At 62.0% G+C, this 13,871-nt stretch carries 14 protein-coding genes; 3 read left to right on the top strand and 11 right to left on the bottom strand.

Annotated features, from left to right (window positions below):
* Nucleotides 1–56: 56 nt before the first annotated feature.
* From ACFE70_RS13175 to mraZ, 3 genes are all read right to left on the bottom strand, one after another.
* Nucleotides 57–1,058: an FtsL-like putative cell division protein gene (locus ACFE70_RS13175; protein ID WP_375418219.1), complete on the bottom strand. Its 1,002-nt coding sequence runs from the start codon at nt 1,056–1,058 to the stop codon at nt 57–59.
* Between the two features lie 140 nt (nt 1,059–1,198).
* Complete coding sequence (rsmH, locus tag ACFE70_RS13170; protein ID WP_375418218.1) at nt 1,199–2,179, bottom strand: 16S rRNA (cytosine(1402)-N(4))-methyltransferase RsmH; 981 nt, start codon at nt 2,177–2,179, stop codon at nt 1,199–1,201.
* The gene (gene mraZ, locus ACFE70_RS13165) at nt 2,176–2,649 is read right to left on the bottom strand and encodes a division/cell wall cluster transcriptional repressor MraZ (RefSeq protein ID WP_375418217.1); all 474 of its coding nucleotides are present in this window, start codon (nt 2,647–2,649) and stop codon (nt 2,176–2,178) included. Before mraZ ends, rsmH begins: the two co-directional genes overlap by 4 nt.
* A 381-nt stretch (nt 2,650–3,030) precedes the next feature.
* Between mraZ and ACFE70_RS13160 the strand changes: the two genes are divergently transcribed.
* The 3 genes from ACFE70_RS13160 (at nt 3,031) to ACFE70_RS13150 (ending at nt 6,419) form a co-directional block, all read left to right on the top strand.
* Nucleotides 3,031–3,462 carry a hypothetical protein gene (locus ACFE70_RS13160; protein ID WP_375418216.1) on the top strand — a complete coding sequence of 144 codons (432 nt, stop codon included), beginning with the start codon at nt 3,031–3,033 and terminating at the stop codon, nt 3,460–3,462.
* 93 nt (nt 3,463–3,555) lie between these two features.
* Nucleotides 3,556–5,880: a TonB-dependent receptor domain-containing protein gene (locus ACFE70_RS13155; protein WP_375418215.1), complete on the top strand. Its 2,325-nt coding sequence runs from the start codon at nt 3,556–3,558 to the stop codon at nt 5,878–5,880.
* A gap of 155 nt (nt 5,881–6,035) precedes the next feature.
* Nucleotides 6,036–6,419, top strand: a complete 384-nt coding sequence (locus ACFE70_RS13150; protein ID WP_375418214.1) for a heavy-metal-associated domain-containing protein — start codon at nt 6,036–6,038, stop codon at nt 6,417–6,419.
* Nucleotides 6,420–6,560: 141 nt separating this feature from the next.
* Here ACFE70_RS13150 and ACFE70_RS13145 read toward each other — a convergent pair whose 3' ends face one another.
* The 8 genes from ACFE70_RS13145 to ACFE70_RS13110 form a co-directional block, all read right to left on the bottom strand.
* Nucleotides 6,561–7,301 (bottom strand): fatty acid desaturase, encoded by a 741-nt coding sequence (locus ACFE70_RS13145; RefSeq protein ID WP_375418213.1) that lies wholly within the window; start codon nt 7,299–7,301, stop codon nt 6,561–6,563.
* 14 nt (nt 7,302–7,315) lie between these two features.
* The gene (locus ACFE70_RS13140; protein WP_375418212.1) at nt 7,316–8,167 is read right to left on the bottom strand and encodes a 4-hydroxy-3-methylbut-2-enyl diphosphate reductase; all 852 of its coding nucleotides are present in this window, start codon (nt 8,165–8,167) and stop codon (nt 7,316–7,318) included.
* Nucleotides 8,168–8,286: 119 nt separating this feature from the next.
* Nucleotides 8,287–8,880: a hypothetical protein gene (locus tag ACFE70_RS13135; protein ID WP_375418211.1), complete on the bottom strand. Its 594-nt coding sequence runs from the start codon at nt 8,878–8,880 to the stop codon at nt 8,287–8,289.
* 89 nt (nt 8,881–8,969) lie between these two features.
* On the bottom strand, nt 8,970–9,812 hold the full coding sequence (locus tag ACFE70_RS13130; protein ID WP_375418210.1) for a phytoene/squalene synthase family protein: 843 nt from the start codon (nt 9,810–9,812) through the stop codon (nt 8,970–8,972).
* Between the two features lie 85 nt (nt 9,813–9,897).
* Nucleotides 9,898–11,394, bottom strand: a complete 1,497-nt coding sequence (locus ACFE70_RS13125; protein ID WP_375418209.1) for a phytoene desaturase family protein — start codon at nt 11,392–11,394, stop codon at nt 9,898–9,900.
* A gap of 174 nt (nt 11,395–11,568) precedes the next feature.
* Entirely contained in the window at nt 11,569–12,123 is a 555-nt protein-coding gene (locus tag ACFE70_RS13120) for an RNA polymerase sigma factor (RefSeq protein ID WP_375418208.1), read from the bottom strand.
* Nucleotides 12,124–12,329: 206 nt separating this feature from the next.
* Nucleotides 12,330–13,235 carry a MerR family transcriptional regulator gene (locus ACFE70_RS13115; RefSeq protein WP_375418207.1) on the bottom strand — a complete coding sequence of 302 codons (906 nt, stop codon included), beginning with the start codon at nt 13,233–13,235 and terminating at the stop codon, nt 12,330–12,332.
* Between the two features lie 98 nt (nt 13,236–13,333).
* Nucleotides 13,334–13,819: a sterol desaturase family protein gene (locus tag ACFE70_RS13110; protein WP_375418206.1), complete on the bottom strand. Its 486-nt coding sequence runs from the start codon at nt 13,817–13,819 to the stop codon at nt 13,334–13,336.
* Nucleotides 13,820–13,871: the final 52 nt, after the last annotated feature.

The raw sequence follows: 13,871 nt of genomic DNA, 5'->3' as shown, positions 1-13,871 counted from the left end.
TTACCACTAGAGCTTCCTTATACTGTTTTGTACTAAATTTTACTGTTGAGCTTATTTTAGTGACTTCCGGCTGACTTAATTTTCGTTTTCGCCGCCGAAGCCGTCTTTTCAGCAGCGGCTTTGTTGCTCTTGTCATTCTTAGCACCTGGCTTGCCCTTAGCCGATGCTTTATTGCCGGTTTTGTCTTTGGCTATTTTCGCCCTGGGCCCGGCGGCCGCCGAAGAGGTTTTGGCCGCTTTCACCTTAGCCCGGCCCGCCGCCTTGCGGACCGAAGCCGACGCCCTACCAGCATTTTCATCCCCTGCGCCGCTGGCCACGGCCAGCGAATCCAGGCCGGGCGGCGGCGGCCCGGCTTCGGGCGTGTCGTCCAGCGGCAGGTTCAGCAGCTGCCGGCGCTGCCGGCCGGCCAGCGAATCGGCCCGGTGCACGGCGGCCGAGTCGCGGGCGGCACGGGCGGCCAGCGTGTCGGCCGTGAGCACCGGCATCAGTTCCAGCTCGGCCTCATCGAGGCGGCCGGCGGGCACGGCGATGCGAAAGGGCGGCGAGGAGCTTTCCACGAGACCGATGGCAGCCACTTTGCGGGCGACTTCACTCTGCTTGCTAGCTTCCATGTAGTCCGATTTCAGGGTCGTGTAGTCGGCGCGCAGGTCCTCGGTTTCCTGCTTGAGCTTCTGGATGTTGCGGCTCATGCGGTTGCCGTAGTGCGTGTTGCCGATGTAGAGCAGCGTGAGCAGCATCACGAACAGCAGATGGGGTAAGAAGCGCACTGGCAGGCCCTGGCTGAACAGGCCGTCCACGCTCGTCACCCGGTCAAGCAGCGAGAAGATGCTCCACGTCGAGCGCGGCCGGGCCGGGCGTGGCGCGGCGCGTGGGGTTTCGGGCGCTTCCGGCGCCTCCGCGGCAACCGCAACTTCCGGCTCTACTTCTGCCAAAGGCTCGGCCACGGCGACCGGCCTCGGCGCGGGCGGGGGGGTAGGCGCCGGTACGGGCGCTACCGGCCGGGCCACATTAGCGCGGCGCGGCATCTCAGGGGCAGGCTTGAAGACGTTAGCGGCCATTTCTTTAATGGGAAATTAAGAATGAGGAATGAAGGATTAGCGGGCCTACGCGCTAACTTGGGGAGACCTAAACTGCTTATTCTTAATGTTTTTCATGCTTTCTTACTTAGCTTAACTACCAATTTTTCATTCTTAATTCCTCATTCCGCTCTCACTCCGACCCGCAGCTTGGCGCTGCGGGCGCGGCTGTTCACGGCCACTTCTTCCGCCGAGGCTTCTTCCGGCTTGCGGGTCAGCGGCTCGAAGGGCTTGCTTTCGCGACCGAAAAGGTCCTTGTCGGCGTCACCGAAAAACTTGCCCTTGGCCAGAAAATTCTTTACCAAGCGGTCTTCCAGTGAGTGATAGCTGAGCACGACAAGGCGGCCGCCGGGCCGCAGCACGTCGGCGGTTTGGGCTAGCATTTCCTGCAAGGCCATCAGTTCCTGATTCACCTCAATGCGCAGAGCCTGAAAGACTTGCGCCAGGTATTTATTCTCTTTACCGCGCGGTGTGCAGGGCCGGATGGCGTCTTTCAGCTCCTGAATCGTGCGCAGCGAGCGGGCGCGGCGGGCGGCGGCCACGGTCTGGGCCAGGGTGCGGGCGTTGGTCACTTCGCCGTACATACCGAAGAGGCGGTGCAGGTCGGCTTCCTTGTACTCGTTCAGAATCGTGGCGGCGGTCAGGTCGCCGTCAGGGTCCATGCGCATGTCCAGCGGCCCGTCGAAGCGGGTCGAGAAGCCGCGTTCGGCAGTGTCGAACTGATGCGACGATACGCCCAAATCGGCCAGCAGCGCATCGACGGGCAAGGCTTCGCGCCGGGTCAGCTCGGTGTGCAGGTCGCGGAAATTAGCGCGGACGAAGGTGAAGTTCGGGCCAACCAGCTTCGCGGCTTCCTGCTCGGCAGCGGCGTCCTGGTCGAAGCTGTAGAGGTGCCCGCGGCTGTCGGTGAGCTTTTCCAGAATGCGGGCCGAGTGGCCGCCGCCGCCAAAGGTTACGTCCACGTAGCGGCCGTTGGGCTGCAACTGCATGGCCTCCAGGCACTCGCGCAGCATCACCGGGCGGTGATAGGCCGCATCGTTGGCGTAGGCATCAGGGGCTTCGGCGCCGCCGGGGGGGGTAGGAAAGTCGAAGTTCTCGCTCATGCCGGGGCGCCGGCGGCCGGCATTTCGGTGCTCAAGAACTTCTGCGCCAGCTTCGAGAAGCTGGCCTGGTCCTTAATCAGGAACTCGTCGTAGCGGGCTGGGTCCCAGACTTCGCAGCGGTTGCCCAGGCCCACGATGATGGCTTCCTTCTCGATGCCGGCGTAGCGCAGCATGGTGCGCGGCAGCATAAACCGGCTGATAGAATCCAGTTCAACCTCGGTCATGCCCCGGAAAAAGTTGCGCTGAAACTGCCGGTACTCCTCATTGAACTCGTCCAGCGCCATCACCTTCTCGTGGATGACGCGCCAGGCGGCCCGCGGGTACAAAACCAGGCAAGGCTCGAAGCCGCGCACCAGCACTAGCTGATTGCCCGACGTTTCGGGCAGGTTGCTCTTCACCTTCGCCGGCAACACCAGCCGCCCCTTGGGGTCAAGCTTGCATTCGTATTCGCCGGAGAGAAGCAGGGACATGGCAGGCTGCCGGGCGGCGCGAAGTAGGTGAGCCTGGCAAAAGTACGGATTGCCCCTGAAAAGGCAACCACGATTTACCATTTTCTACCACATACCAAAAACTAGCTCAACAAGCTAGAAAACGCATTTTGCTGGCAAGCTGGGCCGTGCGCCGGCGTCTGCTAGGCTGATTTTGTCAGAATGTCAGCTTAATTTCAGACGTGCTGTGATGGCTCCGTGAGAAGGTCAGGACGGGTCCTCCCGAAGCATCCGGCCAGCGGCAGACTCGGTTCTCAACTCATACGCCAGCCGTGAATTTTGTACCTGCCGCGCCTGTTTCTTCTATAACCCACCGCTACTGCGGCAGCTACCTTTGTGGCTCCCGCAACTGCTCCAACTCCGATGCGTCCCTACCCCCTGCTCCATCGTTTTACCAGCCTGAGCCTGGCCCTGCTGGTGCTGGCGGCCAGCATTGGCTTGCCGGTGCAGCGGCGCACGTGCCGGCTCAGCGGGCGCAGTACGGCGCGCATTGCGTGGGGCGTAGCGGGGCCTTCCAAGGCCAATAGCGGCTCGGCTACGCTGGCCGGCCACTGCTACGCCTACAGCCTAGAGCTGCATCAGCTCAGCACGCTGGCGCCGGAAGCGGGCGCCACGAAGCTGCTACCCGCCGCGCCTGGCCCGCTGGCGCTGCTGCCTTCGGCGGATGAGTTTGGCTTGCGGGCGTCATCGCCGGGGGCCTTGACGTCGCGCGCGGCGCCCCTGGCTTTCCCTACCCCCCCTCCCCTGCCCGGAGGCCGCGCGCTGCTCGCGCGCATCGGCGTACTGGTCGTCTAGCTTTTTCTGCTGAATCTCCGCGTCGCTGGGCTTCGCTCAGCAAGGGGCGCGGGCATAATTTATGTTTTCAGAAAACGCTATTCTACTGATTTTATGAAACTTTTGCGCGGCCCGTGGCCGCTGCTGTTTGCGCTGGCGGCCCCGCTGCTGGCGCTCCCCACCCTGGCGCAGTCGGCCGCGCCGGCCGCAGTGCGCGGCGAAGTAACCGAAGCCGCCACCCCGATGGCGGTGCCCGGCGCCGTGGTGCGCTGGCTGGCGCCGGCTGATAGCCCAGCCGGCTCCCTACCCTCTACTATTACAGCTGCCAGCGGCAGCTTCACGCTAGCGCGGCCAGCGCTGGCCGCCGACCGGCTCGTTATCAGCGCCCTGGGCTACCGGGCCGATACGGTGCTGGTGCCGGCCGGCGGCGCGCCCTACCTGCGCGTTCGGCTGCAAGCTAGGCAGGCGCTGGGCGAAGTCACCGTGACGGCCCGCGGCCCGGCCTACTCGGCCCTGACGCCGGCCAACGCCCAGATGATTAGCAGCCGCGATTTGACCAAATCGGCCTGCTGCAACTTGGCCGAAAGCTTCGAGACCAACGCGGCCGTGGAGGTTTCAACGACTGACGCCGTGTCGGGCGCCCGGCAGATTCAGCTGCTGGGGCTCGATGGCGCTTATTCGCTGCTCACTATCGATAATCAGCCGGCCTTGCGCGGGCTGGCGGCGCCCTACCGCCTGGGCTACCTGGCGGGGCCGTGGATTGATAATATCGAGATAATCAAGGGTACGGGCTCGGTCGTGAACGGCTACGAAGCCATTTCGGGCCAGGTGAACGTGCGCCTCAAAGAGCCGGATTTGGCCGAGCGGCTGCTCGTCAATGTGTATGGCAACGATTTAGGCAAAACCGACTTTAACCTGAACGCCGCCACCCAGCTTAGCCCCAAGTGGAGCACGCTGCTGCTGCTCCACTCCGACCACCTGGGCCGGCGCGCGGACCGCAACGCCGACGGCTTCCTGGATTTGCCGCTCGCCACGCAGCTCAATGCCTATAATAAGTGGAAGTACAAGTCCGGTACCGGCCTGGTGAGTGAGTTTGGCTTCGGGGCGCTGCGCGAAACCCGGCAGGGCGGGCAGGTAGCGTTCCGGGAAGGTCAGGCCGGCGGGCAAAGCGGGCCATTTTACGGCACCACGGGCCTGACCAACCGCCTCACGGGCTTCAGCAAAACGTCCTACACCTGGCCCACCAAGCCATTCCAGAGCCTGGGCCTGCTGGTGAATGCCACGAACCATGACTTCACCTCCGCCTACGGCCGGCGCACCTACAACGGCACCGAGCGCACCGGGCAGGCCACGCTGTTGTTTCAGAGCGTCATCGGCTCCACGGCCCACACCTACCGGCTGGGGACCAGCTTTCTGGCCGATGATTTCCGGGAATTTTACGCGACGGGCGTGCTTTACTCGACTGAGAGCGCCGCCGAGCGCTACGCCCGCGAGCACCGCAACCGCCGCGAGCTGGTGCCGGGCGTGTTCGGCGAATACACGTACCAGAATTCGCGCAACCTGACCGTGGTGGCCGGCCTGCGCGCCGACTACCATAACCTATTCGGCCTGCAAGTCACGCCGCGCCTGAACGTCAAGCTCGACGCGGCCAAGAACACGGTGTTGCGCGCCGCCGCTGGCCGCGGCTTCCGGGTGCCCAACCCCATTGCCGACAACGTAGCCATGCTGGTGAGCAGCCGCGAATTGGATATCCGTCCGGGTTTGCGGCCTGAAAAAGCCTGGAATGTGGGCGGCTCCGTGACGCAGTACTTTACGTTGCTGGGCCGTCCGGCCACGTTCATCACCGACTACTACCACACCGAGTTTGATAATCAGCTCGTGGCTGATATGTACAGCGCGCCGGGCGTGCTTTACCTGGATAATCTGGCGCCGGGTGGCCGCTCTTTTGCCCGCAGCCTGCAAGCTGAGCTGCAAGTTGAGCTGCTGAAGGGCTTACAGGTGAAGGGCGCCTACAAGCTCCAGGACGTGCGAACCGACTATGCCGGGCAGCGCCTGCCCAAGCCGCTCACGCCCCGCAACCGCGCCTTCCTCAACCTGGCCTACGCCACGCGCTTCGATAAATGGCGGGCCGACGCCACAGTGCAGTGGTTTGGGCAGCGCCCGCTGGCTCACATCACCGCCGAAGACCATCAGCAGCACGGCGGCGCCTACCGGCCCTTGTCCTACGCCCCGCGCTACGCCCTGCTCAACACGCAAGTAACCCGCGGCTTCAAGCGATTGGACGTGTATGCGGGCGTCGAAAACCTGACCAATTTCCGCCAGCGCAACCCCATTGAAGGGGCCACCGCGCCGTTTGGGCCGGCCTTTGACGCGGCGATGGTATGGGGTCCGGTATATGGGCGCCTGACCTACGCCGGGCTGCGCTACCGGCTGGAGTAGTGCCGCTGCTCCCCTTGCCTACCCCCCCTTGCCCGACGAAGCCGACGGCCCAGCGCTGCTGCTTATCGGCGCGCATTTTGCGATGAGGCCGCGACTTTTCGCTGGTCGCTCTTGTTGACTTTTTATCTGCTGGTTTTCTTGAAACTCTACTTCCTATGAAATTACATCCCTCCATTCTCGCTGCTTTCCTCGCCCTTACCGGCCTGACGGCGCAGGCTCAAACCGCGCCCGCTGCCAAAGCCAAGGGCCCGGCCGCTGAGACAGCTCAGCTCAAGACCTCGGCCGTGTGCGACATGTGCAAGGCCCGCCTCGAAAAGGGCCTGGCCTACGAAAAAGGCGTGCAAAGCGCCACGCTCGACGTGCCCAGCCAAGTGCTGACCGTGACCTTCCGCCCCGACAAAACCAGCTTGGCGGCACTGCGCACCGCCGTGCAGAAAACCGGCTACGACGCCGACGCCCAGCCCGCCGAGCCCCGTGCCTACACCCGCCTGCCGGAGTGCTGCAAGAAAACCAACGCGGTGCACGCCGACGGCAAGTAAGCCCGCTCTTACCCGCCCGCAACGACCAACGGCCCGCTGACGAATGCTCGTCGGCGGGCCGTTGGCTTGAGAAGTGGGGGGGGGGGGGTAGGGATTAGGCTGTGCGCTGCCCGGACGGGTCGTGGGGCTGCGCTTCCGCCCCTACCCCTGCTTCGTGCGCCACAGGCGCCACCAGGGCAGATAGGGCTGGTCGTGGTGCTCGTAGTGGTAGCCGAAGAAGTAGCAGCTCAGGAATGCCCAGGCGTGGTGCCGCAGCTGGCTGTGCGAGCGGTGCTGGTTGGTGGGCTCGTGCTCGCCGCGGTGGGGCAGGTAGGTGCCGAAGAAGAACAGCTGTAACGTGGCTCCTATCACGGGCAGCATCCAGAAGGCGATGACGTTGGTCTGCGGGAAGTACAGCTTGAGCACGTTATACGTCAGAGCCATCAGGGCTATCTGCCACCAGGTGACGTAGTTCCAGGCAAAACGGGCCAGCCAGGGCAGGAAGCCAGAGTAGTTTTCGGGGTGAAAATCCGGGTCGTCCGGGGTACCGACGTGGCGGTGGTGGGCATGGTGCTTGGGCAGCTGGTTGGCAAACCAGTTATAAGCAAAGAGCAGCGCCGCCACCGTGCCGATGGCATTATTGAGGCGCTTATTGGGGCTGACCACGCCGTGCATGGCGTCGTGGGCCGTGATGTAGAGGCCGGTGTAGAGGTGCGCTTGCACCAGGGCCAGCAGGTAGGGCGCGGGCGACTGCCAATTGGGCTGGTAGAAGGCCAGCAGGAAGGTGAGCAGCGCCAGCCAGGCCCCAAAAATCAGCCCCGCGCTCAGCACTCCCTTGTGGCCCAGCGGGGCCGGCGCGACGCGGCGGGCGGGGGGGGGTAGGGAAACGATGGGAGCGGACATATGAGTCAGTAGAGTTACAGCGTGACCAAGGCCTCGCGTACCTGCTCCATGAGCCACATCGGGGTGCTCGTGGCACCGCAGATGCCAACGCTTTGGCCGGGCTTAAACCAGCCGGCATCGAGCTGCTCGACGTTGGAGATGAAGTGGGTTTGCGGGTTGGTATCCTGGCAAACCTGGTAAAGCACCTTGCCGTTGGAGCTTTTCGTGCCCGAAACGAACACAATCTGGTCGAACTGCGCGGCAAAGCGCCGCAAGTCCTTGTCACGGTTGCTCACCTGCCGGCAAATCGTGTCGTTGGCGTTCACCTGGAAGCCGCGCTGCTCCAGCTCGCCTTTGATGCGGTAGAAAGAGTCGGTGCTTTTAGTGGTCTGGCTGTAGAGGGTGATGTTGGCCGGCAACTCGTGGCTGAGCAGCTCGCTCAGGTTCTCGAATACGACGGCCCGGCCGCTGGTCTGGCCCAGCAACCCCAGCACTTCGGCGTGGCCGTGCTTGCCGTAGATGAAAATCCGCTCCTGCTTGTCGTAGCTGGTCTTGATGCGGTTTTGCAGCTTGAGCACGACCGGACACGAGGCATCAATTAAGGTCAGGTTGTTGCGCATCGCCATTTCGTAGGTGCTCGGCGGCTCGCCGTGGGCCCGAATGAGCACGGCCTCGTCGCGCAACTCACGCAGCTCATCGTAGCCAATGATGCGCAGGCCGCGGGCTTCGAGGCGCTGCACTTCTTCGTCGTTGTGCACAATATCGCCCAGACAATGAAGGTAGCCCTGCTCGTCGAGCAGGTCCTCGGCCATCTGAATGGCGTAGATTACGCCAAAGCAGAATCCGGAATTCGGATCAATGCGGACGCTCAGGTGCAAATGGGACATACGGGAGTTATAACCGGTCCGCTTGGCCGAAGGTTGCGGTGCCGGCCTGACTTTCCGCTGGCCAGGACTCGCCTTGTCTTAAGACAGCCCGAATTCCCTACCCCCTTACTAGCAGTCAGTTAAGCTTTAGCCTTGCTTAACTGCCGGGCTTCCTGCTCGCTCACGTGGCCGCGGACCACCAGAAAGTTGCGCACCGTGCGAAACGCCTCGGCATCAAGATCGGAGTTGGGATAAGCCAGCGCCGACCGCAACAGCAGGGTGCGGTCCTCGTCCAGGTGCTTGCTCAGCCCCAGAAAAGCGGGCAGATTACTTTCGACCGAAAAGCGCAGAAACCGGATTTCGGCGTTCTCCGAATCCAGAGCTACGGCCTGCTCGAAGGTGTGGGCCGCCTGCTTCACGTACTCCAGCTTGTGGAGCATGGCCGCATCGCGGGCGCGGATGGCCTGGGCGGCGCCTTTGTAGGCCAGCACCAGCGCATCCTTGTCCTGGTAGTCGGCCAGCAGCTGGTAGAATTTCTCGCCGGCAGCCTTGTCGGTGGCGGCGGCTTCGTAGTGGCGGCGCAGGGTAGCGGGTTCGAGAGGCGACATAGGGGTAGGAAAATGAGCAGAGTGCCGCGCCGGCAAGCGCAGGGCGGGGCCAGCCTGGCTGGCCGCCGGCAGGGCCAATCCCAGCCAGAGAAGCAGCAGGCGCCGCTGAAAAAAGGAAGTAATCATCGCACAAGGCAGCAAAGGGTGAACACCCAGCCCAACACACGCCGGGTTATGGCCGGTTCAACGCCACTTTCCGGCCAAATGATGCGTCCTCAGATGGCGCGCAGCCGGTAGCGGAAGTACGAGCCCAGCAGCAGCAGCAGCTTGGTATTGTCCGGCACGCGCACCCGCTGCCCCAGAATGGCTTGCGCCGGCAGCTGCCGGATTTTGTAGAAAAGCTTTAAGTAATAAACGTAGGCCAGATAAACGCCCAGCCGCGCCGGCCGCGGCAGCTGCTGAATGCCCAGGTAGGCAGCCTCAAAATCAGCCCGAATGTCAGCCTCAATCCCGCGCTTGGCTTCATCGTCAAACAACTCGTAGCGCAGGCCGGGAAAATAAACCCTACCCCTATCCTCATAATCAGAGCGCAGGTCGCGCAGAAAATTCACTTTCTGAAACGCCGCGCCCAGGCGCCGGGCCGGCGCGCGCAGCCACTCAAACAAGGCCTCGTCGTGCTGGCAGAAGATGCGCAGGCACATGAGCCCCACCACCTCGGCCGAGCCATAGATGTACTGCTCATACAAGTCGGCGTGGTAGCTCTGGTCTTCCAAATCCATTTCCATGCTGCGCAAAAAGGCGGCGATAAACTCGCGGTCGATGCCATACTCGCGCACCACGGCCTGGAAGGAGTGCAGCACCGGGTTGAGGCTGAAACCAGCGTCGAGCGCCGCGTAGGTCTGCCGCTGAAAGTCGGCCAGCAGGGTTGCTTTGTCGAGGTCGTGAAACGTATCGACTATCTCATCGGCCCAGCGCACGAAGCCATATACGGCGTACACGGGCAGGTGCAGCGCGGGGTCGAGCGTGCGGATGCCGAGCGTAAACGAGGTGCTGTAGCGGCTGGTAATGAGCTTGCTGCACGCCAAGCTGGTGTCGAGAAAGAGCTTTACGTGGTCCACAGGCGACGGATGTTTGTTAGATTCAGAACGTCCTGCTTCGACTTCGCTGCGCTCAGCCATGACGTTCTGAATTTAACATGACAGATTAATTTTCTTTCAACACTTCCTTCGCCACCACCTGCCCGGAAATAAGCGAGGGCGGCACGCCTGGCCCCGGCACGGTAAGCTGGCCGGTAAAGTACAAGTTTTTCACCTTTTTACTCTTCAAGCCCGGCTTCAGGTTGGCCGTTTGGCGCAGCGTGTTGGCCAGACCGTAGGCGTTGCCTTTGAAGGAGTTATAATCGGCCAGGAAATCCTGGTGGGCGTAGCTGCGCTTGAACACCACCGCGTCGCGCACGCTGTGGCCGCAGTGCTGTTCGAGGCGGTCCATCATCAGGTTGTAGTATTTCTCGCGGGTCGTCTCGTCGTCGGCCAGGCCGGGGGCGACGGGCATGAGCAGGAACAGGTTTTCCTGGCCCTCGGGCGCTACGCTCGGGTCGGTTTTGCTCGGCACTGAGGCGTAGAACAAGGGCCGGCTCGGCCACTGCGGCGACTCGTAAATCTCGTGGGCGTGGCGGGCAAAGTCCTCGTCGAAGAACAGGTTGTGGTGCAGCAGGTTGGCCAGCTTTTTCCCTACCCCCAGGTAGAACAGCAACGAGGAGGGCGCCATCGTGCGCTGGTCCCAGTACGCGGCGGAGTAGCGGCGGTGCTCGGGCTTGAGCAGGCGCTGCTCGACGTGGTGGTAGTCGGCGCCGGCCACTACCACATCGGCCGGCACCAGGCCGGTGGCGGTGCGCACGGCGGTGGCGCGGCCGTTTTCGACCACAATTTCCTGTACTTCCTGGTCGTATCTGATTTCCACGCCCAGCTCCTCGGCCACGCTGACCATGCCTTCCACGATGCGGTGCATCCCGCCCAGCGGGTACCAGGTGCCCAGGGCCAGGTCGGCGTAGTTCATGAGCGAGTAGAGGGCGGGCGTGTTTTCGGGCGTCGCCCCCAAGAAAAGGACCGGAAACTCGACCAGCTTGAGCAGCTTCTCATTTGAGAAGAACTTGCGCACGTGCTTGCTCATACTTTGCCAAAGGTCCAGCCGCAGCGCGCCCGTAAGCAGGCGCCAATCGGCAAACTCCAGCAGCGAGCGGCCCGGCAGGTGCACGAATTTGTTGATGCCAACCTCGTATTTATAAGCCGCCTGCGCCAAAAACGCATCGAGCCGCGCCGCGCTGCCCGGCTCCAGCTCCTCAAACATGGCCCGCAGCTCGGCCATGCCGGCCGGGATTTTCAGCACGTCCTCACGCCGCTCGCCGCCCAAACCGAACACGACCTGATACGAAGGGTCGAGCCGGACCAGCTCGTAGTAGTCGCTCACCTTCTTGCCAAAACGGGCAAAGTACTGCTCGAACACATCGGGCATCCAGTACCAGCTCGGCCCCATGTCGAAGGTAAAGCCCTGGGCGCGGAACACACGGGCGCGCCCGCCGGGGCCGCCATTTTTCTCCAGCAAGGTCACGCGCCAGCCGGCCTGGGCTAAGCTGCTGGCCGCCGCCAGCCCCGCGAAGCCGGCGCCGACCACGACGGCGTGTTTATGGTTTTGATTATTCAATGCCTAAAAATAAGATATTCTGCTACTGGTCATCCTGAGTAACGCGAAGGACCTTATCTCGTCAGAGCGATAATCGTAGAAACGACTCGTTCTGACGAGATAAGGTCCCTTGCGTTGCTCAGGATGACCAGTAGCAGAATGACAGCTTAGAATACCAAATGGTTTGCCTGAAGGCTAATCTTCGTCAATTTCGGCGGTGTCGGATGCCGCGCTGCCGCCGGTGGGCGCATACACGCTCAGGGCAGTTTTCAGCTCCTTGCGAGCAATGTGGATGCGGTTTTTGACGGTGCCAATCGGGATTTGCAGCTTCTCAGCAATTTCCAGGTACTTGTAGCCGATGTAGTACATCATAAACGGGGTGCGGTAGTCGGTGCCGAGGCTGGCAATGGCCTCGTTGATGTCGCGCACTACAAAATCGGACGTGGCGCCGTTGTGGGTGATGTAGTTCTGGTCGGTATTGAAATACTGGAAATACTCCGTCGAATCAATATTAGAGCTGCGCTTGGTAATCTTGTTGTAGTTGTTGATGAAGGTGTTGCGCATGATGGTATACAACCACGCCTTTAGGTTGGTACCGGCCTTGAACTTGTCTTGGTTGAGCAGCGCCTTGAGCAGGGTTTCCTGCACCAGGTCCTTGGCGTCGTCGGCGTCACGTGTCAGATTCATGGCCACGGGCCGGAGCGTCTGCGAGATTTTCTGCACTTGGGTGGTGAATTCGAGCGAAGTCATACTGTTTAAGATAGCGTAGCAGAATGTTAAACAAATATACGCAGCAGCGGGGAAAACAACCGGGAAAAGGTCAATTTTCCTCTTGATTTTGGACGCGGCCGGCTGAGCGCCGGCTTTTGCCGGCTGAGCGCCGGGGTGCACTCGGCCAGTGCTGGCTGCCCGCTCCCTGATTTGTTTAGTATAATTAATTTACAATTTAGTTATACCTAGCCGCCAACTGCCTCTTTCAGGTTTGGAATCAGGGCCAGAAAATCGGTCATGCGGGCGGGCGCAACGCAGCCGGGGGGTAGGCGCGAAGCTACGTGCTGGGCCAGCGGCCCGTAGAGCAGCAGGCGCTGCTGGCCCGGCCGGATGGCCAGCAGCCCGGCCGCCAGGGCCGGCACCTCGGCCAAAGCCGGGCGGGCCGTGAGCACGCCGAGCAGCGTGTGAGGCTGGTAGATTTCGCAGACTGTGGCCAGGTCCTCAACTGGTTGATTCTGGCCCAGATACAGCGTGTGCTGGCCCCGGCGGCGCAGGGCGTAGTTGATAAACAGCAGGGCCAGCTCGTGCAGCTCGCCCTCGGGCACAAACAAAACCCAGCCCTGGCCCGGCCCGGTGGCCACGGAGGGGGGTAGGGAATTGGTGGCGGCCAGTATCTTCTGGCGCAGCAAATGCGAAATCAGGTGCTCGTGGGCCGCAATGATGCTACCCGCCTGCCACGACAGGCCCAGGCGCTGCAAGAGGGGGTAGGCAATGTAGAGCAGCGCTTCCTCGAAGCCCAGGCCGGCGGCAGCCTCATCGAGCAGCTCACTCAGGCGCGGCTCATCGAAGCCTATCATAGCCGCGACCAGCGCATTGACGCGGGCGGTGTGGTCGTGGGCGTCGTCGTAGCAGTCGAGCACGGCGCGGCCCCGCTCGGCGGGGCTCATGCCGGCCACCTTCGAGATACGGTGGCCGCGCCCGCAGAGCGTGGCCACGTTGAGCAAATGGCGCAGCGCCTCGTCGTCGTAGAGGCGAATATTGGTGCTGGTGCGCTGCGGCTGCAGCAGACCGTAGCGCTGCTCCCAGATGCGAATGGTGTGGGCCTTCACGCCGGAGAGCTGCTCCAGCTCACTTATCGAATAGTGGCCCACTCAGCTTTTTAATTATGAATTAAGAATTATGAATTAGAAATTAACCAGCCGAAGTAGAGGTACAAGAAGCGGCCGATACGCTGAGTGCAAGAATTAATCTATAATTTTTCATTTACAGTTTTTAATTTTTTCTCTCGGGCCAGAGCTAGATATTTGGGAGACACCCAGAGCAGGCCGAACTCGGCTGAATCGTCGCGGCCCTGAGTTTTGTGGTGCATCTTGTGGGCCATGTTCAGGGCCCGCAGGTAGGTGTTGTCGGATTTTTTCCAGAAGCGCAGCCGGCCGTGAATAAGCACGTCGTGCACGAAAAAATAAACCGTGCCGTAGGCCGCAATCCCTACCCCCACCCAGAACCACCAGCGCTGCCCGTTCGCGCCACTCATCCACAGCCCGGCCGACAAGGTGCCGTAAATGACAAAAAACCAGTCGTTGCGCTCGAACGGCCGCGGGCTGGGCCGCACGTGGTGCGAGCGGTGCAACACCCACAGCGGCCCGTGCTGCACAAAGCGGTGCATAAACCAAGCCCAGAACTCCATGAAGGCGAACGTGCCCAGGGTGATAGCGGCGGCGGCGAAAAGATTCATAGTAGTGCTTGGTGCTTGGTGCCTGGTGCTTAGTAGTTCGGCGGGCAGAACC

Origin of the sequence: uncultured Hymenobacter sp., assembly GCF_964243305.1 — a bacterium.
Lineage (GTDB): Bacteria > Bacteroidota > Bacteroidia > Cytophagales > Hymenobacteraceae > Hymenobacter.
This window is presented reverse-complemented; position numbering and strand designations above follow the sequence as displayed.

Coding starts and splice junctions, on each gene's coding strand:
- ACFE70_RS13175 (WP_375418219.1), bottom strand. CDS start 1,058: ATGGCCGCTAACGTCTTCAAGCCTGCCCCTGAGATGCCGCGCCGCGCT.
- rsmH (WP_375418218.1), bottom strand. CDS start 2,179: ATGAGCGAGAACTTCGACTTTCCTACCCCCCCCGGCGGCGCCGAAGCC.
- ACFE70_RS13160 (WP_375418216.1), top strand. CDS start 3,031: ATGCGTCCCTACCCCCTGCTCCATCGTTTTACCAGCCTGAGCCTGGCC.
- ACFE70_RS13140 (WP_375418212.1), bottom strand. CDS start 8,167: ATGTCCCATTTGCACCTGAGCGTCCGCATTGATCCGAATTCCGGATTC.
- ACFE70_RS13135 (WP_375418211.1), bottom strand. CDS start 8,880: ATGATTACTTCCTTTTTTCAGCGGCGCCTGCTGCTTCTCTGGCTGGGA.
- ACFE70_RS13110 (WP_375418206.1), bottom strand. CDS start 13,819: ATGAATCTTTTCGCCGCCGCCGCTATCACCCTGGGCACGTTCGCCTTC.
- ACFE70_RS13145 (WP_375418213.1), bottom strand. CDS start 7,301: ATGTCCGCTCCCATCGTTTCCCTACCCCCCCCCGCCCGCCGCGTCGCG.
- ACFE70_RS13150 (WP_375418214.1), top strand. CDS start 6,036: ATGAAATTACATCCCTCCATTCTCGCTGCTTTCCTCGCCCTTACCGGC.
- ACFE70_RS13155 (WP_375418215.1), top strand. CDS start 3,556: ATGAAACTTTTGCGCGGCCCGTGGCCGCTGCTGTTTGCGCTGGCGGCC.
- ACFE70_RS13120 (WP_375418208.1), bottom strand. CDS start 12,123: ATGACTTCGCTCGAATTCACCACCCAAGTGCAGAAAATCTCGCAGACG.
- mraZ (WP_375418217.1), bottom strand. CDS start 2,649: ATGTCCCTGCTTCTCTCCGGCGAATACGAATGCAAGCTTGACCCCAAG.